Source organism: Pseudomonas putida, assembly GCA_029953615.1.
Lineage (GTDB): Bacteria > Pseudomonadota > Gammaproteobacteria > Pseudomonadales > Pseudomonadaceae > Aquipseudomonas.
Genome location: CP124529.1, coordinates 5,009,395 through 5,033,591 on the forward strand (window position 1 = coordinate 5,009,395; position 24,197 = coordinate 5,033,591).

Genomic DNA, 24,197 nt, shown 5'->3' on the forward strand with positions numbered 1-24,197 from the left:
CAGTCTGTACGGGCCTATTCGCGGGCACGCCCGCTCCCACAGGGACGGCGCATGGCTTGGGGTCAATGCGGTCGAGGTGGGAGCTGGCTTGCCGGCGATAGGGCTGCGCCCGAGTGCTTAGCGCTCGCGCATGAAGAAGCCGGCAACGAATTTGCGGAAGGTTTCCAGGCTCTTGAAGTCGGCGTAGCGCTTGAAATTCTCGGTATCCGGCTCGGGCCCGATTGGCTGTTCCAGCAACGACACCGACAACACCCGGTCCTGGTCCGAGGTCAATACCAGTTCATCCATCACCTGGCCGCCAATCACCGGGCGGCGCATCTGCACTTTCACGCCTTTGCCGGCCATCCAGTCGACCAGCGATACCAGGGCCTTGAGCGGTTCGCGTTCTTCGTCGCGATACACCGGGAACAGGTGGGCGCGGGACAGCACCGGAACGCTGGCCACATGGATCAGCTCGTAGAAATGGCTGCCGGCGCTGGTCGGCGAGTACAGTGCCAAGGCCAGCAATGGCCCGGCGGTGCGGTTGCCGCCCCAGTACAGGTGGTGCCCCTGGAAGTCGAAGCCGTCTTCACTGCGGTTGCTGAACAGCTTGCGCCCTTTGATCTGGTCCACGCAGTCCAGCAGCAGGCCGTGGCGGCGATGGCTGCCGAACACCGTGGCTTCGCGCAGGCGGGACTTGAGCATCATCATGTGCTTCATGTCCAGGCGGGTTTCCAGGTAGTTGCTGGCGGGCACCCGTTCCAGCAGCGGGTAGCGGCTGGCCACGCTGCGCAACTCGGCAAACTGCCCGGTCAGGTCCTTTTTCAAGTGCGTGGCATACAGGTTCAGGCCGCTGGTCTCGATCCAGGTCAGCAACAGTGACAGCAGGCGCTGTTGGTCGCGCCGCTCGCTGCCATCGCCGCCGCCACTGGCGGTGCCGCTGCGGAAGTCGCCGATCAGGCGCAACGGTGTGTCGGGCGGTAGCCACGCAGCGGGTGGCGCGGGGTCGTTCTCGCGCTCGGCCGCTTCCCGCTCGTCCTTGGTGAACGGGCAGGCGGGCGCATGTTCGGCGGTGCCCGGATTGTTCTTGAGAAACAGCGTACCGGTGCTGCCGTTGAGGGTGACATTGAGCACCGGCAAGGCATCGTTGCGGCAGTCGCAGGCCAGCCACTGGTTGGCGTTGCGCACCTTCATCAGCAACTGGTTGGCCTGCAGCAGGCGCGGGCCGACGAGGCTGCCGGTGGCGAAGCCGACCAGCAGCTCCTCTTCTGCAGGTGTCAGGCTACGGACCTGTGCGGCGGTTTTGTCGATGATTCGCATGAAGCAGCTCCCGGCTACGAGCCCCAAGCTTCAAGCAAAGTCGCGCCGCTTTCAACTTACTGCGCAGTGCCACCGAACATCTTTGCCGCGCGTGCGCGAATTTCGTCCGGGGTCAGGTCCTCCTTGTGGGTGGAAACGAACCAGATGTTGCCGAACGGGTCTTTCAGGGTGCCGCTGCGGTCGCCATAGAACTGGTCCGTCACCGCACGCAGCTGGGTGGCGCCGGCCGCCAGGGCCTGGGCATAGACCTTGTCGCAGTCCTCGACGTACAGATGCAACCCTACGCCTGCGCCGCTGAGCTTCTGGCTGGCGGTGAGGCCGCCCTCCATATCGCAAGGGTCGCCAAGCATCAGCGAGGAGTCGCCGATTTTCAGCTCGGCATGGCCGACGCGGCCGCCCGGGGCGTCGAGGCGGAACATCTCGACGGCAGAGAAGGCCTTCTTGTAGAACTCGATGGCCTTGGCTGCGTCGTTGATGGCCAGGTAGGGCGTGATGCTGTGCTGGCCTTCGGGAATGGGTTTGGCTGCCATGTTCGACTCTCCTTGGAAGTGGGCGCCGATTGGCGCCCTGTTGCTTAGAGTCGTTTGCGCGGACGGAAAATCGACAAGGGTGCTAGATCGATTCTCTATAAGCGCGGTGGTCAGAAGATGTAGTCGGTGGTCAGGAAGCTCGACTGCCGGTTGCGAATGATCTCGCTGATCAGTTCCTTGTTGGTCTCCTGGAAGCGCGTGGCGACCAGGGTGCGGATCGAGAACACACGCAGGGCGTCGTGTACCGACAGGGTGCCTTCGGCGCTGTTCTTGCGGCCGTTGAACGGGTAGGTGTCGGGGCCGCGCTGGCATTGCGCGTTGATGTTGATGCGCCCGACCTGGTTGGCAAAGATGTCGACCAGGCTGCCGATCGTTGCCGGGTCATTACCGAACAGGCTCAGTTGCTGGCCGTAGTCGGAGTCCAGTACATAGTCGATCACCGTCTGCAGATCGCGGTAGGGCACCACCGGCACCAGCGGGCCGAACTGCTCCTCGTGGTAGACGCGCATGTCGCTCTTCACCGGGTACAGCACGGCCGGGTAGAAGAACGAGCCACGGCTGTGCCCACCGCCTTCGTTGAGCACGCGTGCGCCCTTGGCGGTGGCATCGGCGACCAGGCCGTCGAGGTAGTCGACCTTGCCATGTTCGGGCAACGGTGTCAGCGCCACGCCTGGCTCCCAGGGCATGCCAGGCTTGAGCGCGGCCAGCTTGCGCTGGAACTTGTCGAGGAAGGCATCGACCACGTCCTCGTGGACGAACAGGATTTTCAGTGCCGTGCAGCGCTGGCCATTGAACGACAGCGCCCCGGTGACTGCCTCTTCGACGGCGTTGTCCAGGTCCACCTGAGGCAGCACGATGCCCGGGTTCTTTGCATCCAGCCCCAGTGCCGCGCGCAACCGGTGCGGGCGCGGGTGCAATTTCTTCAGGTCGCTGGCGGCCTTGTGCGTGCCGATGAAGGCGAACACATCGACCTTGCCGCTGGCCATCAGCGCGCTCACCGTTTCCCGGCCGCGGCCATAGATGACGTTGATCACCCCGGGCGGGAAGCTGTCACGGAAGGCTTCGAGCAACGGCCGAATCAGCAGCACGCCGAACTTGGCCGGCTTGAACACCACGGTGTTGCCCATGATCAGCGCCGGGATCAGCGTGGTGAAGGTTTCGTTCAGCGGGTAGTTGTAGGGCCCCATGCACAGGGCTACACCCAACGGTGCACGGCGGATCTGGCCGAGCGTGCCTTGTTCCAGCTCGAAGCGGCTGGAGCGGCGGTCGAGGTCCTTGAGGGCATTGATGGTGTCGACGATATAGTCGCAGGTGCGGTCGAATTCCTTTTCCGAATCCTTGAGGTTCTTGCCGATCTCCCACATCAGCAGCTTGACCACGGCCTGGCGCTGCTCACGCATGCGCGCCAGGAAAGCCTCGACGTGCTGGATGCGCTCGGCCACGCGCATGTTCGGCCAGGCACCGCGGCCTTTGTCGTAGGCCTGCACGGCGGCATCGAGGGCAGTGAGCGCGGTGTCGGCATCGAGCAGCGGGGCGCTGCCCAGGACCACCTGGTGCTCATCGTTGCCTTGCTTGAGCCAGACCGGGCTGCGTACCGTGGCCAGGGGGCCGTCCCAGCGCCTGAGCTCGCCGTTCACCAGATAGTCGCGTTGTTCCAGGGGGGCTTCCAGGCGCCATGTTTCCGGGATGTTCTCGGCGCTGGGGAAGAGTGAATCGAGCAGACGGTCCATGGGTACTGCACCTCACATTGCTGGGCGGGTTTCGAGCCAGGTGAATCGCTTCAGCTGCGAGCATGCACCGGCTGCCGGAAAAACACCAGTCTGGCTTAACATGGCCGCAAATGCCTGCCTGTTGCGCAGGCAGGCACCCGGGGGCTGTCAAAGCGGGAGGTTGAACAGGTCGTAAGGTGGGTGGGTCAGCCATTGCTGGCGCAGGGCGGGGTCTGCATCGATCAGGGCCAGGCGCCGCCAGAACTCTGCGCGGGCATACTGCGGGCGGGACAGGAACGGTTCCAGATCGAGCAATGCCCTGAGGTCGCGTCGATACTGCGGTGGTAATCGCTGCCACAGGGCCATTTCGGCCGGGCCGGTCTGGTCGAAGAATTCCAGATAGTCGCCTTCGCATACCAGCAGGTCCACCTGGTGCACGGCGTTGTAGGCCTCGATCTGCTCAAGCACAGGTGCGCCCAGCCATTCGCTTTCCAGTCGCAGGGCGTTTGCCACTGGCCGTGGCAGGTTGAAACCGTCTGGCAACCGCAGCAGCTGGTTCTCGCCAATGTCGAGGATGATGGGCTCGACCACCCGCTCAAGGCCTTGCGGCAGTTCGCTGAGCGCACAGTCGGTCAGGAACAGCGTCTTCAGGTAGCCCAGTCCGCGCAGGTCGGGGGCCTGCAGCAGCGGGTTGCCCGAAAGGTCCAGCACGACAAGCCCGGAGCAGCGGTCCAGGGCCTGCTGGGCCTGGGGGCTCCAGGTGATGCGGTTGCCTTCCAGATCCAGCCAGGCGAGCTGCTCGGGGCTACTCAGGCGTGGCACGGTGTCGAACCGACAGTTGGCCAGCAGCAGGCGATTGAGGTTGGGGAAGCGCCTGCAGAACTCGGCCGGCAACTGGCTGAGTGAACGGTTGTAGCTGAGTGACAGGTGCTGCACATGGCTGAAGTCGTCCGGCAAGGTCAGGCTGGCCAGGGCCTGGTTGTCCAGTTCCAGGCCGGACAGGTCCAGGCTGTGGAAGCGGCCACCCCCTTCGAGCGCTATGGTCGACAGCCGGCGCCAGGCGTTGAGAATAGGGCGGATGGCCAGGTGTCGCTGGTGAGGGCGTTGCGGATCAGGCCTGGCCCATTCCTGCAGGTCGCGGCGCAGCGTATCCAGACGCTGCTGCAGGTCGTGCAGCCGCTGCGTGGGTGAGCGGATGTCGTCCACGTACGGGTTGTCCTCATCGTGGCCGAGCCAGTTTTCAAACTCCTGATCGGTAGCGTCGGGGAACAAGCGGCGATAGGCTCCGGCCAATGAGCCTGCCAGGCGTGGCTGAGGCGGTTCGGCGGCCAACGGCCGGCCGCCGCGCAAGCCCGGCATAAGCTTGCGCCGCAGCGTTTGGTGCCCCCAGAGCCGCTGGGCCACTGTCTGCCTGTGCTTGTCGACCCAATCCAGTACGCGCTGGCGTAGCGAACGGCCATCGGCCGTCGCGATGCCCAGCCTATCGCGGTGCGAGCGTGACAGAGCCTGCTCTATCGCCCGGCAGAGATCAGGATCGCGCAGCGCAGGTACAGGGCGCTCGCCCAGGTCGACCTCATAGCCTTCGAGCGATTTGATCACCCGCCGCAGGCTGGTGGCCTGGTCGCTGCCGACCTGCTCCAGCCGCGGGCCTTCGGGGCTGGCGCTGCGCAGCTCCAGGCGCAAGTCCCCAGGCCAGTCGGGCATGGCATCCAGTGCGCTGAACAGCAGGCGTTCGCTGTCGCTGCTGGCCCGGGCAGGCTGAAGCACGCCTTCCAGCGCGCGCACCAGGGGCAGCTCGCTGTGTACCTGCTCCAGCGACTGGCGAACCCGTGCAGGCAACTGACCGTGCTGTTGCCAGGCGTACGATTCGGCCTCGCCCAGCGGTGCCAGCAAACGCCTGGCCAGGGCCGGCGAAAGCCGCGGGTAGGCATCGAGCAGCTTCTGCGTTGACGCAGTGGTGGGTGCACTGCCGTTGTAGAGCCGCTCGAACAGACCGGGTGGGGCCTGGTCGGCCAATGCCTCTACCTCGGCCTGTGCTGCCATGCGCTGCAGGGTATCGAGCAACAGCGGCGGCGTTGGCTGGCCTTCCAGGTGCACCCGGCGCAAGCGCGCGGCGTCGATGCCACAGAGGCGGCCGGCCTGCGTCAGCTGTGCTGGCGTGAACGCGGCATATGCCTCGCCGAGGCGTTGCACCAGCTTGGCGAACGGCCACTGGCCTGGCTGTTCATGCTGGCCACGCCAGGCACCCTCGGCATTGTGCGCCAGCGGTGGTTGCCAGGCATCGGGCTTCTCGGGGTGAATGAGCCGCCATTGCTGCAGTTCGTGGTCGAAGCGTTGTTCGAACAAATGACCGTCCATGCGGATGAAATGCCGTCCCTGGTACAGGTACTGGCCAAGTGCATTAGGCTGCAGCGTTGGCGGCAGTGCCACGGCACTGCGGTAAGGGGTGAGGTCTTCATTCCAGAGCCGGTAGCGCCCGTCGTTGCCGCATACTTGCTGCAGGTTTTCCATCAACGGGCTGTTGAACAGCTTGGGTATCACCTTGCCCGCTGCCGCGAACCCACCGATCATGGCCAGGTTCAGGCCGACCGCTTCCAGGTGGCGCAGCGCCAGGTGACGATCGCCTTCCTGCCAGGCCTCGTAGCCCTCGAAGGCTTCGCCGAGCAATTGGCAGGCAGTGACGGCCAGCATCAGGGTGCCTGCACCCGGAATGAAGAACGCGGCTATATTGAGTGCATCCAGGCCAAGGCTTTCCCATTCCTCCAGGCGCCTGGCCCGCGCATTGGCATCGGCTATTGCTGTCGGGACCGCCAGCAGGCTGGCTTCGTGCTTGAGACGGGCCAGGTGCAGATCCTGGTAGTGGGCGAAAGGCTCGGCCGTGATGGCCTCGCGCGAGGGGCGCAGGTCCGCTTGTGCTGCACGCTGCCAAGGGCGGTCATAGGCTGTGTTGCCTGTGGCGTCGAGGTTCTGCTGCAGCAGATCGAGAAAGTGCCTGCGCTCGTCCTGCCTGATATAGGCCATGAAGGCCTGACGGGCCTCGGGTTCCAGCAGCAAGGTCGCCAGCGTATCGTGTACTGCATCCAGGTTGTTGCATTGGCGCAGGGCTGGGTCATGGCCGGGCAAGTACAGCGCCAGCCCAGCGCTGCCAGCATCGATCAGCATGACCTCGTGCAACACGGTGCCGAACAGCGCCAGTTGCCAGCACCTCACCGCGCCACCCTGCAACAGCTGTTCGACCTGATCGCGCGTGCTGCCGTCAAGCAGGTGCCGCAGGTAGGCAAGGTCGGCCGCCAGGCGTAGGCGGTCCTTTTGTACCCTGATGGCCAAGGCCCGGGTAGCGGGGCGGGCGAAGTGGTGTTCCAGATGTGCCTGGTAAGCGTTACCCAGGTCCAGGTCACGGCACAATGTGGCGAAAGCGGCAGGCGCGAGGGGCAGCCGTTCCACCTGATAACGCTCGGACTTAAGCGCAACGCGCGCCACGGGTACCTGCATGCCGAGAGAGAAGGAGCCGTGTACCAGCACCGGCGTGACCTGAATGTCGGCGCTCAGGGCAATGGCACTTTCGGGGGTGAATGCCTCATCGTCGGCGAAATTCTGCAGGGCGGCCTGTAGCAAGTTGTCGCGGCGATGGCGGTAGAGATAGCGCAGGACGGTCCAGTGCCAGGTGCGTTCGACCCGCAGTAGCTGGGTATTGCACAGCGATGCGTGAAAGCCGTGTTGAGCGAGGCGTCCCTGCAGCAAGGGTTCGGCGAACTCCGTGATCTGTTTCACGCCTTTGAGTGAACATGCCAAGGCTGCTTGCGCATGCATCAGCCGCGCCTGACTGGCGTGGACTGCCTGGCGCAGGTCGGGGGCTGCGTTGTCAAACCAGGCCTGCCCCTGCCATGGGGCGACCTGGGTCTGCTTCAACGTGGCCCACTGCTTGGGCGTTGCCTGGCGTGCCCAGTGCGGCAGTTGCGCCTCGAGCAACGGTTGATGAGGATTTTCGAATGGCATCGCGATGCTCCTTTTATGCAAAGAAGGCATCAAACGATATTTCTCTATAGCCAAGTGGTAGCAGGATAGTGCGAACAGGTAATTGCGTTAGCGAATGCGTATCGGGCGAGGCGTTCATGCAGGAAATCTGGCGCCATGAAACTTTACAAAGCGTCCAGGTGTATTCATGAAATGCAATCAAAATGCCACTTGCTAAAGTGTTTGTGCGCACCTTAAATTATTAACTGACAGGGGGACTTTCCGGTTATTTACTGAATATCAACAAGATACGTTTTTTGTTGAATGGTTGTCATTTTGCGATAGACCCTGGTGCACATCCAAGGACCTCGAAGAAGAAATGAACGCGACCTTGACGGCAGTGGCGCGAAAACTCATCTCGCCCTCAATACGCTATGAAATTAGACACTTGGCCAGCAAGGTACTTGAAGCAATGGCGCGTGCCTGTTTCTGGCGCTGGGAAGTTGCCAGGTTTCGGTTGCAGCAGGAAAGCCCGTACGAATTCGTTTATATCGGCCGAAAGCAGCAACGGGAGATGGCCAAGCTGCTGATTGGCGGCAAGGGCCAGGGCAACGCTGCAGTCATTGACAGCGCAAGCGCGACGATGGCGCCTGACCACGTGGTGGTGGTCAGCGAAATACCGACGTCGGGGGCGTTGTCGGTGCCGCATTACCTGAGCGCCGTGGTTCCGCTCGGGCGCTCGCTGGAGGACATCACTGCACGCTACGACAGCGAGTTGCGGCGCAGCATCCGCAAGAATCGCCCGCTGTACCAGATGCGCCAGGCCAGCTCGGACGACGAGATCGCCATGGCCGACCGCGACCTGCTGCGTCCCTATGCCAGCGCCAGGCAGGGTATCCATGCCGCGCAGTTTCCCACTGCAGAAGTGTTTCGCATTGCCAAGGGCGTCGGCAGGCTCGACTTGATCACCTTGGGCGATGAAGTGATCGGCTGCCACCTGGGCTGTGAAGTGGTGCGCGCTGGCAAGCGTTATTGGAGCACGTTGCGTTTCGGCTATTGCGAGGCGGTGTTTACCGATGCGCGCAAGTTGCGCGAGGTGAACTCGATCACCACTTTCATGGCAATGGAGTGGGCGCTGCAGCAGGGCTTCGATTATTACGACATCGGTCTTTGCCTGGCACGCCCCGATGATGGTTTGTTGAAATGGAAGCGCCGCCGCGGTGGCGATATCGATTCGCTGGGTAACCATGCCTGTCTGTTTGTCCGCTTACCCAGCACCGGCACGGCAAAGTTCCTGTGGGACACGCCGATGTTCGCGATCGAAGGCGGCAAACTCACGCTGCATCTGGGGTTGCCCGAGGGCCCGAGTGACGAGGAAGTTGCCAGTCGCTACCAGGAGATGGTGTTTGGTGGCCTGCACAAGATTTACTTCTATGGTGGCAATGGTACGGGCGAACCGTTCGTGGAAAGCTTGCGGCGCCGTTACGCCAGTCTCCAGTCACCGCCAACCATGGAAAGAGTCATGTGCCGCTGAGTTGATGCCAGAAAGACGTTGATCTGGCGCGTTGCGCCAGGCTTTTGCGCTTGCCACCAAGGGAGGACGCGTCATGGGAAGCGACATCTCGCAGTTCAGTGCATCGCTTGTCGCCAGGCAGCACACCTGGACTCTGGCCGCCTACCGCTATATGGCCCGCAAACGGCTGTGCGGGAACAGCAGCATCGACCTCAAGAGTATCGCAACCAAGAGCTGGGACATTGCCCCCGGTGAAGTCACGGTTTCGCCCCCGGCCATTTACCTGCCAGGCCAACTGGAGCGGGTGACGGGTTGGGAAGGCAAGCGTTTCTATCCCTATGTGCACCCTGGGCGCACCATGGAGGGCGGCATCAGTACGCTGCAAGGGCCGACCCGTGGCTACCTGATCAAGGATGTGTGGCTGGTAGACGGTGCATTGTACAAGGGCAAGGCCAGCCATTGGCTGTCGCAGAAGCCAAGCCCTTTTCCGGGCATCATCGTGGATCACGAAATCGACCGCGCGGCCATCTATTGCACGCAAAACGGCAATTCGTGGTTCGGCACCTGGCTGATGGAGGATTGTCCGACCTATGCGCTGGCCTGTAACGAAGGCATACCGGTAACCACCGCGCCCTCGGCCAGGTTCCCGCTGTTTACCCAGGCACCGGCCTACGAAGACTGGCTGGAAATGAACCCGCTGCGCTTGCGCAGTGCGTTTTTCCGAGAACTGGTGCTGTTCGATGACCAGGCCAACAACCGCAGCCGGCATGCCCGTTACCGGGCCATGGGCGACAAGTTGCTGTCGCACGTGCTGCAGGCCCCACACCCAGGGGTGTTCCTGCTGCGTGGTGGCGCCGGTGAACTGCGCCTGTTGCGCAACGAACTGGCGCTGGCCGAGCACCTGCGCGCCACCCGCGGCTTTCGCATCGTCGACCCGATGAAGACCGATGTGCCGAGTATCGTCGCGGCCTGTGCCGGGGCGAGGGTGGTCATCGGAGTGGAGGGTAGCCAGCTGGTTCATGGGGTCAATGTGCTGCAGGCCGGTGGTTGCCTGCTGACCTTGCAGCCGCCCGATCGGTTTGTCAGCTACTACAAGTACCTGACGGATCGTGACCACCAGCATTTCGGCTTTGTGGTCGGGGTACCGGACGGCGACGGCTTCACGATCGATGTCGGCGAAGTGGAGAGGACGCTGGACCTGTTTCCGTGATAAGCGTGTAATATCCAGGCGCAGGGTAGTGGAGAACGGGGTGAGGGATGATCGAGGTATCACGGTTCTGGCGCGACCCGGCGTTACCTTTTGTCGAAGCCCGGCGGGTAGGGGATGGGCGCCAGGTGTGCTACGCGGCGCATTCCCACGAGAGCTTTTCCATCGGGGTGATCACGGGTGGGCGCAGTACCTACCTGTACGGTGACCAGTGCCTCGAGGTGGCGGCCGGCACCACCGTGCTGATGAACCCAGGCGTTGTGCACGCCTGCAACCCCATCGCCGGGGAACCATGGTCCTACCTGATGTTGTTCGTCGATATGCCCTGGTTGCAGGCGCAGGGCTTCAGCTTGCCGGCCCAGGCCTGGAGTCGCTCGCCAGCGTTGTACCGGTGCCTGTTGCAGGCATTTGCGGATCTGTTCGATGCCAGTCTGCCAGACCGGGAAGGCCGCCTGGCGGCGCTGTTTGATGCACTGCCTGGGTTGCTTGGCGGTCACGCCAGCGTGAACGACGAAGGCAACCCGCGACTGGAGGCGGCGGCAGCATTCATACGCGCCCATCGTGGCGACCCGCTGAGCCTGGACGACATTTGCGCGGCCTGCGGCCTGTCGCGTTCCTACCTGATCCGCGCATTCCGCCAACGCTTCGGCCTGACGCCGCACGGCTACCTGCTCGACCAACGCGTGCAACTGGCCAGGGCGCAACTGCGCATGGGCCGGGCAATTGCGGAGGTTGCGCAGGAGGCCGGGTTTGCCGACCAGGCGCACCTGCAGCGGGCCTTCAAACAGCACCTTGCGGCGACGCCGGGGCATTACCGCAATGCATTCGGCTGAGTTGCCCTATTGGCTGTGATGGCCCTGTCGCCGGCAAGCCAGCTCCCACCTCGACCGTATTGACCCCAAGCCATGTGCAGTACCTGTGGGAGCTGGCTTGCCAGCGATAGGGCCCTGACAGGCAACACAAGACAGTGGCTCCCACAGGGCCGGTGCAGCTAGCCTTGCATGACCAGATAAACCGCACTGCCCACGAGCAATACTGCCAGGCCCCGATTCAGCAGGCGCATGTGCCGTGGGTTGTCCAGATACTGGCGAACCACGCTCCCGGCCCACGCCCAGCTGGCTACCGAAATGAAACAGATCGGCCCGTAGATCCAGGCGAACAGCCACAGCAGCTGCTGCTCACCGCCGGTGTAGGCACCCACCCCGGCCACTGCTGCCAGCCATGCCTTGGGGTTGAGCCATTGCATCGCCGCGCCGTGCCAGGCCGAAGGGGCCTGGGTGGGATGAGCGCTGCCCAGTTGCCCGTCGTCGCTGGCCAGCTTCCATGCCATGTACAGCAGGAACGCCACGCCGCCTCCGTGCAACAGGAGGCCCAGCAAAGGCCAGCGCAGCAGCAGTTGATGCAGGCCAAGCCCGACCAGCACCAGCAGCAGGCAGAAGCCCAGTGTTGCGCCGGTCACATGCGCCAGGCTGGCGCGCAACCCATGGCGGGCACCGCTGCCCAGTGCGACGATGTTGACCGGGCCGGGAGAGATCGAGGCCGCCAGTGCGAAAGCGGCCATGGATAGAGACAGGCTCATGAAAGTGATCCGTTTGTTTGAGGATGGCCTTCCATGCTCGGGCATCGACAGCCTGCGGTATTGAAGAAAAGTACCTCACGTCAGGCCAGCGCATTCTGGTGCAGGAGCGGCCTTGTGTCGCGAACGGGCCGTTCCAGGGTGTTACAGGTTTTGTAATAGTTTTGCACTGTTACCGAAAGCTGCTGTCCTTGTAGGATCATTTCCCCAATTTGCAATCAAGGTCTATATGAGCACCTTCGCGGAGCCCCCCAGTCCCCGGCCTTCAAGGCCTTTTCCCTTCCGTCCTCGTGACGCTGCCCTCGTGAGTACCCGCTAATGGAATGGCTAGCCGACCCCACGGCCTGGCTGGGCCTGCTGACGCTTATCGTCCTCGAGCTGGTGCTGGGCATCGACAACCTGGTGTTCATCGCCATCCTCGCCGACAAGCTGCCACCGCACCAGCGCGACCGCGCGCGGGTTATCGGCCTGAGCCTGGCGTTGATCATGCGCCTGGGCCTGTTGGCCAGTATCTCGTGGATGGTCACCCTGACCGCGCCGTTGTTCGAGGTGTTCGACAAGAGCTTCTCGGGCCGTGACCTGATCATGCTGTTCGGTGGTGTTTTCCTGCTGTTCAAGGCGACCATGGAGTTGCATGAACGCCTGGAAGGCCATGTGACCCAGGCCAGTGGCACGGTGCGCCACGCTGCCTTCTGGCCGATCGTCGCGCAGATCGTGGTGCTCGATGCGGTGTTCTCGCTGGACGCGGTGATCACTGCGGTAGGCATGGTCGAGCAGTTGTCGGTGATGATGATCGCGGTAATCTTCTCGATCGGCATCATGATCGTTGCCAGCAAGCCGCTGACCCGCTTCGTCAACGCCCACCCCACGGTGATCATGCTGTGCCTGGGCTTCCTGATGATGATCGGCTTCAGCCTCACCGCCGAAGGCCTGGGCTTCCATATTCCCAAAGGCTACCTGTACGCGGCTATCGGCTTCTCGATCCTGATCGAGCTGTTCAACCAGTTGGCCCGTGCCCGTCGCAAGCGCAGCCTGCAGCAGCACCGGCCGCTGCGTGAGCGTACTGCGCATGCTGTGCTGCGCCTGCTGGGTGGCCGCCGGGTAGAGGCTGACGAGGTGGGTGAGGAAATCGCCGACCTGGTCGAAGGCGGTGAGGAGCAGGTGCTGTTCGACCGCCGCGAGCGGGTGATGATCAGTGGGGTGTTGAACCTGGCCGAGCGGCCCATCCGCACGGTGATGACCGCCCGCGCCGAGGTCGATCTTGTCGACCTGGCGCAACCGGCCGACACCATTGCACAGGCCCTGGCCAATTCACCGTACTCGCGCCTGCCATTGATCCGCGACGGCCGCGTGGACGAACCCCTGGGCTTCGTGCACAAGAAGGAATTGCTCAAGGAGTTGCTGTCGGGCAGCCAACCTGACCTGGAAGGCATGGCCCGGGTACCGCTTAACCTGCTGGAGAGCTTCAGTATCCTCAATGCGCTGGAGCAGATGCGAGCCCAGTCGACGCACATTGCCTTCGTGGTCAACGAGTTCGGTGACTTCACCGGCCTGCTGACTATGACCGACATCCTCGAGTCGATTGCCGGCGAGTTGCCGGATGCCAGTGAGGTGGAAGGCCCGGGCATTGTCCAGGAAGGTGAAGGTTTTGTGGTCAGCGGTGCGTTGAACCTGAGCCATGTGCAGGCGCGTACCGGCTTCAGCGCCCGCGCCACCGAGGACTACCAGACCCTCGCGGGCCTGGTGATGAGCCTGCTCGACCGCCTGCCGATGGTCGGTGACCGCCTGGCCTGGAACGGCTGGACGCTGACCGTGGAGGCGGTCGAGGAGCGGAGGGTGCGTCAGGTTCGGCTTACACCGAACGGCGACGTTGACGCAGCAGGTGCTTGAAACCCTCGATCACCAGCACCAGCACCGCGGCCCAGATCGGCAGGTAGGTCAGCCACTGATCCGGGCCGATGGTTTCGCCCAGCAGCAGCGCCACCCCCACCAGCAGCACCGGTTCAACGTAGCTGAGAAGGCCGAACAGGCTGAACGGCAGCAAGCGACTGGCCAGCACGTAGGCGATCAGGGCCGAGGCGCTGATCGCCCCGAGGATCGGGATCAGCGCATACAGTGCGGGGTGTGCCTGCAGGTCGGCCGGGGAGAGCGGGCCCTGGATCACGAAGTACAACGCCCAGGGCAACAGCAGGCACATGTCGCACCACAGGCCACCCAGGTGGTCGGTGCGGCAGCGCTTGCGCAACACGAAGTAGATCGGGTAACCAATCGTCACCACCAGGGTTTCCCAGGCAAAGCTGCCATGCTGGTACAGCTCGTGGCCCACGCCCAGCGCGGCGCAGGCCACGGCCACCTTCTGCAGGCGTGACAGGCGCTCGCCATACACCAGTCGGCCGGTCAGGACCATGGCCAGCGGCAGCAGGAAGTAGCCCATCGACACCTCCAGGCTGCGCCCGTGCAGGGGCGCCCAGAGAAACAGCCAAAGTTGCACGCCCATTAGCCACGAGGTGCCGACCATGCCCAGCAACAACAGCGGCGTGCGTTTTACCCGGGCGAGCAGTTCGCCCACCCGTTTCCAGTCTTTCGAGACAAGCATGAACAGGGTAAGGCAGGGCAGCGTCAACAGGGTGCGCCAGCCAAAGATCTCTTCGCCATCCAGCGGCTTGAGCAGAGAGGTATAGAAGTACATCACGGCGAACAGACAGGACGCCATGACCGACGAAAGAATGCCTTTTGACACGAATGCCTCGAATAGGGAATTGAGCGGTTGGATCAGCCGCGCATGATCTCAGGGGGCGCGGCTTGCGGCAACCGCGAAGGAGCCGGGCGTGCCGCCAGTGCCTCGAGGAACCGGGCAGCCGGCATGGGCCTGGCGAACAGGTATCCCTGCTGGAAGTCCACCTCGTGTCGGGCCAGGTAGTCGCGCTGGGCTTCGGTTTCCACACCTTCGGCAACAATGCCCAGGCCCAGCTTGGCCGACAGCTCGATTATGGTCTCGAGGATGTGCACCGACAGTGCGTCAGCACCGATCATGGCGACGAAGCTCTGGTCGATCTTCAGGTAGTCGACCTTGAACTGGCGCAGGTAATTGAGGCTTGACTGGCCGGTGCCGAAGTCGTCGAGGGCGATTTTCACACCCATGGCGTCGAGCTTCTCGAACAGTTCCAGGGCCACCGGCGTGGCCTCGATCAGCTTGCGCTCGGTCAGCTCCAGGGTCAGCACCACCCGGCCAGGCGGGAAGTGCTGGAGGAACGTGCGGCAGTCGTCCAGCAGGTTGAAGTCGCGGCAGTGGTCGGCAGTGATGTTGATGCCGATATGGAAGCCGTCCTCCAGCAGCCCGGCATAGGGCGCCAGGTTCTGCGCGGTGTGCATCATCAGCGCGCGGGTCATGGCGACGATCTGCCCGCTGTGTTCGGCGTAGGGAATGAACAGGTCGGGCCGCACCAGGCCCTCGCGCGGGTGGTTCCAGCGCATCAGCACTTCGGCGCCGGCCCAGCGGTAATCGCCTTTGCGCACCACCGGCTGGAAATACGGCAGGAATTCGTCGGCCTCCAGGGCCCGTTGCAGTTCGGCGCGTGGTGAGGTGGCGCGCCGAATTTGCCAGCGGCATGCCAGGCCGGCGACCGCGCCCAGTAACAGCAGCAAGCCGAACAGCGCAGGGTAGTGGCTGCGCCACAGCTGGCCCTGCTTGTCGGCGCCATAACCGCCATGCACGCTGAACGGGTAGCGCGTCGAGCCCAGCAGCACATTCGCGCTGGCCGCGGCAGGTGGCACACCCTTGTGCACGATACCTTCCTTGGCCCAGCCAGGCATTGCCCACGCGAATTTGCAGGTCTTCATCGGGGCCGATCAGACGCAGCGCCGTCAGCAGGTGGTCACCATCCACCGTGCTGATCGCACCACGGTCGCCGTCGCTGGTCCGGTACACCAGCAGCGGGTGGCTCGGGGTGACCGAGTTGCCGTCCATCAGCCACAGCTTGCCGTCGGTGTAGTCGCCGGGTTCGACCGGCTCTTCGAAGGCGCCGAACAGCGAAGAACAATAAAGGTTGTTGTGCGCGAACAGGTTGGTCGAACGCACGAAGGCGTTGCGCGTGACCTGGGCGCGCAGCGTGAGCTGGGCCTGGTCGCAGGGGCTGCCGGCAAGCGGCAGCAGGTCATTGGCAGCGCTGGAGAGGTTGTCGAGAATGCGCTCGACGTGCTCCACCACCTGGCGCGCAGTGGCCTGGCTGCTGGCTTGCATTTCGCGTTCGATCTGCCAGTTCATCACGACCAGGCCACACGCTACCGGCAGCACGCCGACAACCCAGGGCAACAGGGTGCGCCAGCCCAGGCCGGCGCGGCGTTTGACGGTAAGGGGCATGCTGACCTGTCCATGGAAGGATTACGAGAGGATAGCCGCTGGCCGGGACCTGCGAGCAACTAAAACGCGACAAACCATTTTACGCACTGTAGAATCGATTTACGAATACAACAATAAGGTCCTTCGATGCCGAAGGATCAAGCCCGCCGAGAATGGGTCCATATGACATACCACGGGTTCAAGCTAATCATAGGTGACTTCCTCGCCCGCAGCGTGCGGGGTATCCCGTGCTCACCGCCGTTTCCGTCCCACATCCCACGCAATCAATAATTTTCGCTGCAGATGAGGACACGAACATGGCTGATATTTTCGACAATCCGATGGGCCTGATGGGCTTTGAATTCATCGAACTGGCTTCGCCGACGCCTGGCGTACTCGAGCCGGTATTCCAGATGCTGGGCTTCACCAAGGTGGCTACCCACCGTTCCAAGGATGTGCACCTGTATCGCCAGGGTGATATCAACCTGATCCTGAACAACGAACCCAAGAGCATTGCCTCGTACTTCGCCGCCGAACACGGCCCGTCGGTATGCGGCATGGCGTTCCGCGTGCGCAACGCCCATGAGGCCTATGCCCGCGCTTTGGAGCTGGGCGCCCAGCCGGTGGAAATCGAAACCGGCCCGATGGAGCTGCGCCTGCCGGCGATCAAGGGTATCGGCGGTGCGCCGCTGTACCTCATCGACCGTTTCGAAGAGGGCAGCTCGATCTACGATATCGACTTCAAGTTCATCGAGGGTGTGGACCGCAACCCGGTGGGTGCCGGCCTGAAGATCATCGACCATCTTACCCACAACGTCTATCGCGGACGCATGTCGTACTGGGCCGGCTTCTACGAGAAGCTGTTCAACTTCCGCGAAATCCGCTACTTCGACATCAAGGGTGAGTACACCGGCCTGACTTCGCGGGCCATGACCGCACCGGATGGCATGATCCGCATCCCGCTGAACGAAGAGTCCTCCAAGGGCTCCGGGCAGATCGAAGAGTTCCTGATGCAGTTCAACGGCGAAGGCATCCAGCACGTGGCCTTCCTGACCGATGACCTGCTCAAGACCTGGGACGCCCTCAAGGGCTTCGGCATGCGCTTCATGACTGCACCGCCGCAAACCTATTACGAAATGCTCGAAGAGCGCCTGCCAGGTCACGGCGAGCCGGTAGACCAGCTGCAAGCACGTGGCATCCTGCTCGATGGTGCCTCGCAGCCGGACGACAAGCGCCTGCTGTTGCAGATTTTCTCCGAAACCCTGCTGGGCCCGGTGTTCTTCGAGTTCATTCAGCGCAAGGGTGATGACGGCTTTGGCGAGGGCAACTTCAAGGCCTTGTTCGAATCCATCGAGCGTGACCAGGTGCGTCGAGGCGTGCTGAGCACCGACTGACTCCCCTTGGAGTACCGCCGCTGTCATGCATGGGTGGCGGCGGTACCACGCCGGTTGGCCCGCGCCCTGAACAGGGTCAGATAGACAATCGAGCCCGTCACGATGCCCACCAGCATCAGCGAAGGCAGGATTTGCAGCATCGACTGGCGGGCCTCGCGTGCGGTATAGCCGTGGCCGTAGCCACCCTTGACCTGATATCCATATTTGGCCGAAAGCGCACTTTCAGGGAATTCGGACTGGGAGGGCGGTTGCCGGTCGCGGCTGTCCCCGTGGCTCCAGATGTACCGCTCGCCAAACTCCAGCAGCAGCGTGAAGCCGTCCTGGAACCCGTCCAGTTCGTTGCGCAGTTGCATGGCATAAGCGGTCACTATGACGCCGTTATCGTTGCTACCCAGGTAAAAGTTGACCAGCAATTCGCTGGCCTCAGCCCCTGAGTCATAGGCCAGTTCGACCTGGCGACCGGACGCGGCAAAGGACGACAACTCAGCCAGTGAATCCGATGTGGTGCTGCAATAGGCCTGGTTGCCCTGGATCAGGGTCAACGAGCGCACCAAGGAGCGGCTGGCCACCTGGTCCAGCAACGTGCCGATGACGTTATCGCAAGGTCTGCCCGTGAAGGGCAGGGCCTGAAGCGCGGTTTCGTGCAAGCGGTTCAGCGCCTGATCAACACTGTAAACTGCCTCCTGGACCGAAATTTTCGCGTTTTCCGCGAGTTTCGCTTCCAGCTGGAAAACCATTACCAGCAACCCGGAAATCACAGGCACCAGGCCCAGGGCGATGAGCAGCAGCAGTTCCAGCAAGCTGCGCCCGGCATGCATGATTTTAGACATAGGCCAATTGCTCTCCGGTCCGAAACTGTTCGTGGTGAACAGTTGAACGGTGAGCCTATGTATTCAATGACCGGCCGGCTGTAGGCCGGATGCAGTGCGCATTATGGGAAAGCCGGAAGCCCGGGGTAGGCCGCTAACAGCCCTTGAGTTTCGCGAGCACTTTCTCGGCCAGCAATGCTGTGGAGGCAGGGTTCTGCCCGGTGATCAGCCGACCATCGACAACCACGTACGGCTGCCACGGGTCATCATGCTTGCCGTAGTTGCCGCCGCGGGCGCCCAGCTCGTTTTCAGTGAGAAAAGGGACCACCTTGTCCAGTTCGGCCAGTTTTTCCTCGGTGTTGGAAAAACCGGTCACCTGACGGTCCTTCAGCAACAGGCTGTTGTCGCTAAGCTTGATGTTCAGCAGGCCGACAACGCCATGGCAGACTGCTGCGACAATACCCTTGTTCTCGTAGACCCGGCGCGCCAGCTCTTGCAGCGGCTGATTGTCGGCAAAGTCATACATTACCCCATGCCCGCCGGTGTAGTAGATGACGCAGTATTCTTCGGCCTTCACCTGGCCAGGGCTCAAGGTGTTGCCCAGGCGGCTCATGAAGCGCTTGTCGTCATACCACTGCCAGTCCAGGTCAGGGGCCATTTGCAGGCTGTGCGGGTCGACAGGTACGTAGCCGCCCAACGGGCTGACATAATCGACTGTATAGCCGGCCTTTTCGACTTTTTCGACAAAGTGCACGGCTTCTCCAAGCCACAAACCGGTCGCCCGCTTGAGGGTCGGGTACTTGGCTGTATTGGTCAGCACCACCAGCATTTTCTTGCTCATGACCACGCTCCCGTCGCAACCTGAAAGGGCCGTTGCTCCCTGGCCCGAGGGAAAACCTAATGAGCATAGCTGCCAGGGGCGAGGACGCCATAATTGCGTGGCGTGTGTTGTGCTAACGTGAACCACATCCATGGGGGCGCCCGTACGCGTTCCTGAACCATTCTGGAGTCACGATAGTGGTCGTAAACGGTACGCCGCAGGAGCAGGTCATCCAGCAACCGCCTGTGTTGGAGCCGATCGACCGAATGGGCGAACGGATTGCACGGTTCGACTGGGGGCGTACATCGCTCGGGCCATTGCCGCGCTGGCCGGCCTCGTTACGCATTGCCGTCGATATCATGCTCTTGTCACCGTTCCCGTGTGCCGTGGTGTGGGGGCCGGACCTCAGCGTGGTGCACAATGATGGCTACCGGACGTTGCGGCCCATTGCCCCGGACGGGTTGGGCAAGGCCTTCGATACGCTGTGGAGCGATGTCTGGCCGGCGATGGGGCCTTGGGTGTTCAAGGCGCTTGAAGGGCACTCGAGTTTTGTCGAGGACCCATCACTGCGTATCACCTGCGGCAAGGGCATGGAACCGTTGTGGTGTGCGTGCGGTTATGCGCCAATACGTGATGAGCTGGGCAGCGTGGCTGGCTTTCTGCACACGGTGATCGAGACCACCGCGAGCATTGAGGCGTACCACCATTGGCGCGAGCAGGCGCAAGGCTTCGAGCGACAGATCGAACAGCATGTGGCCGAGCGCGAGCAGTTCTGGCAATTGTCGCGTGATGCGATGATGACGGTTACTCCCGAGCTGAAGGTGCATGCCGCCAACCCCGCCTGGTACCGCATTCTGGGATGGACCGAGGAGCAGGTACGCGGCGCACCGGTACTGGAACTGGTGCATCCGGCGGATCGCGCCGAAGTGCAGGTGGCGGTATCCGGGTTCCTGCAGTACAGCAACACCGAGCAGTTGGAGACCCGCCTGCGTCATCGCGATGGCCATTACCACTGGTTCCGCTGGAGCGCGCGCTTCGATGGCAGCCTGCTGACTGCGGTCGGCCGCGACATCACCGAGGACCGTGAAGAGGCCGCTCGTCAATCCGAAGCCCTGATGCGCAACAACGAACGCCTGGAGATGGTTGGCCAGTTGGCCGGCGGCATGGGCCATGAAATGAACAACTTGCTGTCCGGGATCGGTGGCAGCCTCGAATTGCTGCAACGGCGCCTGCAGGAAGGACGACTGGAGCGGGTAGAGGCCTATGTCGCGGTGGCGCGCGACTCGGTACAGCGTGCCATGGAGCTGACCCATCGCTTGCTGGCGTTTTCCCGCTATCAACCATTGGCACCCAAACCGCTGGATCTCAACCGTCAACTGAGGCTGATCGAACCACAGTTGCTGAGGACGCTAGGCCCCGAGATGCGCCTGGACTGGCAGCTGGATGTCACGCCGTGGGCAGTGAACCTGGACGTACCCCAGCTGGAAAATGCCTTGATCAACCTGTGTACCAATGCCCGTGAAGCCTGCCTGGAGCGCGGTACTGTCACTCTTCACAGCGTCAACAGCCGGCTGACGGCGTGGTTCCCGGATGAAAGCGGCCTGCCGCCAGGCGATTATGTGGCCTTGCATGTCGAGGATGATGGGCACGGCATGTCGGCGCTGGACATTGCCAGGGCCTTTGAGCCGTTCTACACCACCAAACCTGTCGGGCGTGGGTCAGGGCTTGGCCTTTCAATGGTGTATGGCTTTGTCGGCCAGTCCGGTGGCTACGTGTGGATCGAGTCGACACAAGACCTGGGGACCAAGGTGTGCATGCTGTTCCCAAGGTGCCATGATCCGGTACCCGAGGAGCCCAAGCTGTTGCAGCGTTCACAGCGCATGGCCCGGGGCGAGCGGTTGTTGCTGGTCGATGACGAAATCGGATTGCGTACAGTCATGCGCGAGTACCTGACCGAGTGTGGTTTCGATGTGACCGAGGTGGGCGACGCCAATAGTGCGCTGGAGCGCTTCCGTCATGGCGGCCCGTTCGACCTGGTGATCACTGACATCGGTTTGCCGGGAGGTTTCAGTGGTCGCCAGGTGGCCAAGGCCATGCGCATGCAGCTGCCGCAGCAGAAGATTCTGTTCATCACCGGTTACGCTGATCAGTCGATCGAAGCGCAGTTGCTCGATCAGCCGGGCACGGCATTGATGAACAAGCCGTTCCCGCTGGCGGACCTTGCCGACCAGGCGTTACGCATGCTTGAGGCGTAATGCGTTTCAGGGCTTGCCCAGAATCTGCGCCACCTGCGCCTGCAGTTGCTTCAGCTCGAAGGGTTTGCAGATCAGGTGCATGCCCGCCTCGAGAAAGCCCTCGCGGGCCATGGCCGTTTCCGCGTAGCCGGTGATGAACAGCACCGGCAAGCGTGGGCGCAGGCTGCGCGCAATCTCGGCCAACTGGCGGCCATTCATGCCGGGCAAGCCGACATCGCTAACCAGCAAATCCACCGGTTGTGTCGAGCGTAGCACCTTCAGGCCTTCGCTGGCGTTGGCGGCGCTGTGGCAGGCGAAGCCATCCTCGCGCAGGGCATGGCACAGTAATTGGCGAACATGCGGGTCGTCCTCGACCATCAGCACGTGATGGCCCCGGCTACCTTGCACAGGCTGCACGGGTTTGTCCGGCGCCTGGGCCTGGCCGAGGTGGCGCGGCAGGTACAGGTCCACCCGGGTCCCTTGGCCGATCTGGCTGTGCAAGCTGACATGGCCATGGGACTGCTTGCTGAAGCCGTACACCATCGACAGGCCCAGGCCGACGCCTTGGCCGATGGCCTTGGTGCTGAAGAACGGCTCGAAGGCATGCTCCAGCGTGCTTTGCGCCATACCCTGGCCGTTATCGATGATGCGCAGGCGCACATAGTCACCGGCGCACAGGGCGCCGCCAGAAAATTGCCCGGCGCCGATCTGCTGGTTGCTCGCCTCGATGCGTAGCTGGCCGCCACTGGGCATGGCTTCGCAGGCATTGAGCAGCAGGTTGTCGAGGGCTTCCTGTAATTGCTGGTCATCGGCTTCAACTGGCCACAGGCCTTTGGCGATCTGCACCTGCAGGGTCACTGTCGGGGTCAGGCAAGTCTTCAGGCGCTTTGCCTGGAGCAGCTCGTGCAGGTCGACCTGCTGGCTGTGCAGCGATTGCCGGGAAGAAAAAGCCAGCAGGCGGTGGGTCAGGCGGGCGGCGCGGGCCACCGCCTCACGGCCCATTTGCAGCACACTGTCCAGGCCATCGCTGCGGCCTTGGCGCAGGCGCCGGTCGATCAGCTCGAAACTGCCGCCGATGCTGGTGAGCAGGTTGTTGAAATCGTGGGCGATGCCCCCGGCCAGTTGGCCAATGGCTTCCATCTTGCGCGTCTGATGGCGGGCAAACTCGCTGTGCTCATGGTCTACGCCGAGAGGCGTGGCTTGGGCGTCCAGGCGTTGCTGCAGGTCAAGCAACTGCCCGCGTGCCAGGTACTGCCGGCGTCTGCTGCGCAGGGCGGACTGGGCAATGTGCAGCAGTTGGGCGTCTTCGAACGGGGTGGCCAGCTGTAGCACGTTACCAACCGGGTGGTTGGTCGAACCCATGGTTGCCTGGTGGCCTTGGGTGAGGAGCACGATGGGCAGGTCCGACCAGCTCGGTTGCTGGTCGAGAAATTCCTGTAGCCACGCGCTTGGCCCTTGGTCGAACACTGACTCGGCAATGATCACCAGGCCTGCGCCTTCGGCCAGGCAGGCGTGCAGGTTGGCCTGGTCGATCGCGCACAGGCTGCCGATGCCGACAGAGGCGAGCACGCGGGCAGTCTCTGCTGCCAATGGTGGCGGCGCCAGGATCAACGCACGATCGTCCAGCGCCAACGAACTGGCCAAGACGGCTCTCCTGTAGGGTGGTCCGATATCCACTGGACCCAGGGCCCGTACCAAGGTTCAACAAAATTGCGGGCGTTGCCTACAGGCCCTGTTGCAGCACGGGATCGTCCGGGTTCTGCCGCTCCAGTTCGGCCAGCAGCACCTGCACGTTCTGCAACTGGCCGGTTTCCTTCCAGTACCGGATCAGCAACACCCGTGCCCGGCGATTGGCCGGTTGGCGGCTGAGCACGGTTTCCAGTTGTTTTTGCGCCGCGTCGATTTGCTCCAGTTCATGCAGGGTAACTGCCAGTGTATAGCGGTAGTCGGTGTTGTCCGGGTCCAGCTCGACGGCGCGGGAAAAGGCAAGCAAGGCGTATTCGCGCTGCTCGTGGCGGTTCAGCCAGAGCCCTAGCTCGTACTGCAGAAAGGCTGAATCGGGGCTCAGTGCCAAGGCTTTGCCCAGCACCTGGCGCGAAGCGTCGTGATGGCCCTGGCGCTCCAGCAGGCGTACCTGGGTAGCCAATGCGTCGAGGTTGCCGGGGGCTACCGCCAGGGCTCGTTGCAGGGCGCTGGCAGCTTGGGTGTAGTCGTTTTCGTGCAGGTACAGACGCGCCAGGTGCACCTGGGCGTCGGCGTCTTCGGGTTGTTGTTCCAGGGCTTGCTGGTATTGCTCCAGGGCGACCTGCAGGGGGCCGAAATACAGGCCGATGTCATCCGGGTCGAGACCGAGCAGGGCATCTACTGCGGCAAAACGCACGCTTTGCTCGTCGTCGTCCAGCAGTGGGCCGAGTACCAGGCTGCGCTGCGCTGCCGGCAGCAGGCGACGGATACCGCCGATGGCAGCACGGCGCACCAGCGGGTCGGCATGCTCCAGGTCCTGGCGGGCGAGTTTCAATGCCTGCGGCGAGGGGTAATTGGGCAGCTCGGCGTACAAGGCTGCGCGGCGGATGGGTGGCAGGTCGGTGCGTTGCAATTGTTGGTACAGCACCCGCGCAGCGCCGGGTTCGCCGTCATGGGCCTGGCGCAGGGCCTTGGCGTAGCTATGCGCAGGGAGGGTGGGCTGGGCTGGCGAGGTGTCGCGCCACAGGTAGCCGAACAGGGCCGATACCAGGATCAACAGCACAAGGGCGATCAGGTAGCGGTTGCGTCTGGGCATCGGACGATCCGTGGCGGCGGGAAGGGCAGAGCTT

The 24,197-nt window shown here is 62.9% G+C and carries 16 protein-coding genes and 1 pseudogene; 6 read left to right on the forward strand and 11 right to left on the reverse strand.

What is annotated here, in order from left to right; translation table 11 throughout:
- Nucleotides 1-117: 117 nt before the first annotated feature.
- The 4 genes from QIY50_22920 to QIY50_22935 all read right to left on the reverse strand — a co-directional run bounded on the left by QIY50_22920 (nt 118) and on the right by QIY50_22935 (nt 7,534).
- Nucleotides 118-1,299 (reverse strand): hypothetical protein, encoded by a 1,182-nt coding sequence (locus QIY50_22920; GenBank protein ID WGV20114.1) that lies wholly within the window; start codon nt 1,297-1,299, stop codon nt 118-120.
- A 56-nt stretch (nt 1,300-1,355) separates the two neighbouring features.
- Entirely contained in the window at nt 1,356-1,829 is a 474-nt protein-coding gene (locus QIY50_22925; protein WGV20115.1) for a VOC family protein, read from the reverse strand.
- Between the two features lie 110 nt (nt 1,830-1,939).
- On the reverse strand, nt 1,940-3,559 hold the full coding sequence (locus QIY50_22930; GenBank protein WGV20116.1) for an NADP-dependent glyceraldehyde-3-phosphate dehydrogenase: 1,620 nt from the start codon (nt 3,557-3,559) through the stop codon (nt 1,940-1,942).
- A gap of 147 nt (nt 3,560-3,706) precedes the next feature.
- Complete coding sequence (locus QIY50_22935) at nt 3,707-7,534, reverse strand: leucine-rich repeat domain-containing protein (protein WGV20117.1); 3,828 nt, start codon at nt 7,532-7,534, stop codon at nt 3,707-3,709.
- 337 nt (nt 7,535-7,871) lie between these two features.
- Between QIY50_22935 and QIY50_22940 the strand changes: the two genes are divergently transcribed.
- The 3 genes from QIY50_22940 (at nt 7,872) to QIY50_22950 (ending at nt 11,045) form a co-directional block, all read left to right on the forward strand.
- The gene (locus tag QIY50_22940) at nt 7,872-9,026 is read left to right on the forward strand and encodes a hypothetical protein (protein ID WGV20118.1); all 1,155 of its coding nucleotides are present in this window, start codon (nt 7,872-7,874) and stop codon (nt 9,024-9,026) included.
- 73 nt (nt 9,027-9,099) lie between these two features.
- Complete coding sequence (locus QIY50_22945; GenBank protein ID WGV20119.1) at nt 9,100-10,215, forward strand: glycosyltransferase family 61 protein; 1,116 nt, start codon at nt 9,100-9,102, stop codon at nt 10,213-10,215.
- Between the two features lie 47 nt (nt 10,216-10,262).
- Nucleotides 10,263-11,045 (forward strand): AraC family transcriptional regulator, encoded by a 783-nt coding sequence (locus QIY50_22950; GenBank protein WGV20120.1) that lies wholly within the window; start codon nt 10,263-10,265, stop codon nt 11,043-11,045.
- Nucleotides 11,046-11,203: 158 nt separating this feature from the next.
- On the opposite strand, the gene QIY50_22955 is transcribed toward QIY50_22950, so the two are convergent.
- The gene (locus tag QIY50_22955; protein ID WGV20121.1) at nt 11,204-11,791 is read right to left on the reverse strand and encodes a LysE family translocator; all 588 of its coding nucleotides are present in this window, start codon (nt 11,789-11,791) and stop codon (nt 11,204-11,206) included.
- Between the two features lie 315 nt (nt 11,792-12,106).
- Between QIY50_22955 and QIY50_22960 the strand changes: the two genes are divergently transcribed.
- The gene (locus QIY50_22960; protein ID WGV20122.1) at nt 12,107-13,678 is read left to right on the forward strand and encodes a TerC family protein; all 1,572 of its coding nucleotides are present in this window, start codon (nt 12,107-12,109) and stop codon (nt 13,676-13,678) included.
- Here the strand turns inward: QIY50_22960 and rarD are convergent.
- Together rarD and QIY50_22970 are read right to left on the reverse strand one after the other, a co-directional pair.
- Nucleotides 13,641-14,528 carry an EamA family transporter RarD gene (rarD, locus tag QIY50_22965; GenBank protein ID WGV20123.1) on the reverse strand — a complete coding sequence of 296 codons (888 nt, stop codon included), beginning with the start codon at nt 14,526-14,528 and terminating at the stop codon, nt 13,641-13,643. The two genes, QIY50_22960 and rarD, sit on opposite strands and share 38 nt — an antisense overlap.
- Nucleotides 14,529-14,560: 32 nt before the next feature.
- Nucleotides 14,561-16,148: pseudogene (locus QIY50_22970) on the reverse strand (cyclic diguanylate phosphodiesterase).
- A 296-nt stretch (nt 16,149-16,444) separates the two neighbouring features.
- On the opposite strand from QIY50_22970, the gene hppD reads away from it, so the two are divergent.
- Entirely contained in the window at nt 16,445-17,521 is a 1,077-nt protein-coding gene (hppD, locus tag QIY50_22975; protein WGV20124.1) for a 4-hydroxyphenylpyruvate dioxygenase, read from the forward strand.
- 23 nt (nt 17,522-17,544) lie between these two features.
- Here the strand turns inward: hppD and QIY50_22980 are convergent, their stop codons facing one another.
- Together QIY50_22980 and QIY50_22985 are read right to left on the reverse strand one after the other, a co-directional pair.
- Nucleotides 17,545-18,351: a CSS-motif domain-containing protein gene (locus QIY50_22980; protein WGV20125.1), complete on the reverse strand. Its 807-nt coding sequence runs from the start codon at nt 18,349-18,351 to the stop codon at nt 17,545-17,547.
- A 133-nt stretch (nt 18,352-18,484) separates the two neighbouring features.
- Entirely contained in the window at nt 18,485-19,171 is a 687-nt protein-coding gene (locus tag QIY50_22985; protein ID WGV20126.1) for a type 1 glutamine amidotransferase domain-containing protein, read from the reverse strand.
- 176 nt (nt 19,172-19,347) lie between these two features.
- Here QIY50_22985 and QIY50_22990 point away from each other — a divergent pair, with 176 nt between their 5' ends.
- Nucleotides 19,348-21,405: a PAS domain-containing protein gene (locus QIY50_22990; GenBank protein WGV20127.1), complete on the forward strand. Its 2,058-nt coding sequence runs from the start codon at nt 19,348-19,350 to the stop codon at nt 21,403-21,405.
- 6 nt (nt 21,406-21,411) lie between these two features.
- Here the strand turns inward: QIY50_22990 and QIY50_22995 are convergent, their stop codons facing one another.
- Complete coding sequence (locus tag QIY50_22995; protein WGV20128.1) at nt 21,412-23,028, reverse strand: response regulator; 1,617 nt, start codon at nt 23,026-23,028, stop codon at nt 21,412-21,414.
- A gap of 79 nt (nt 23,029-23,107) precedes the next feature.
- Complete coding sequence (locus QIY50_23000) at nt 23,108-24,163, reverse strand: tetratricopeptide repeat protein (GenBank protein ID WGV20129.1); 1,056 nt, start codon at nt 24,161-24,163, stop codon at nt 23,108-23,110.
- Nucleotides 24,164-24,197: the final 34 nt, after the last annotated feature.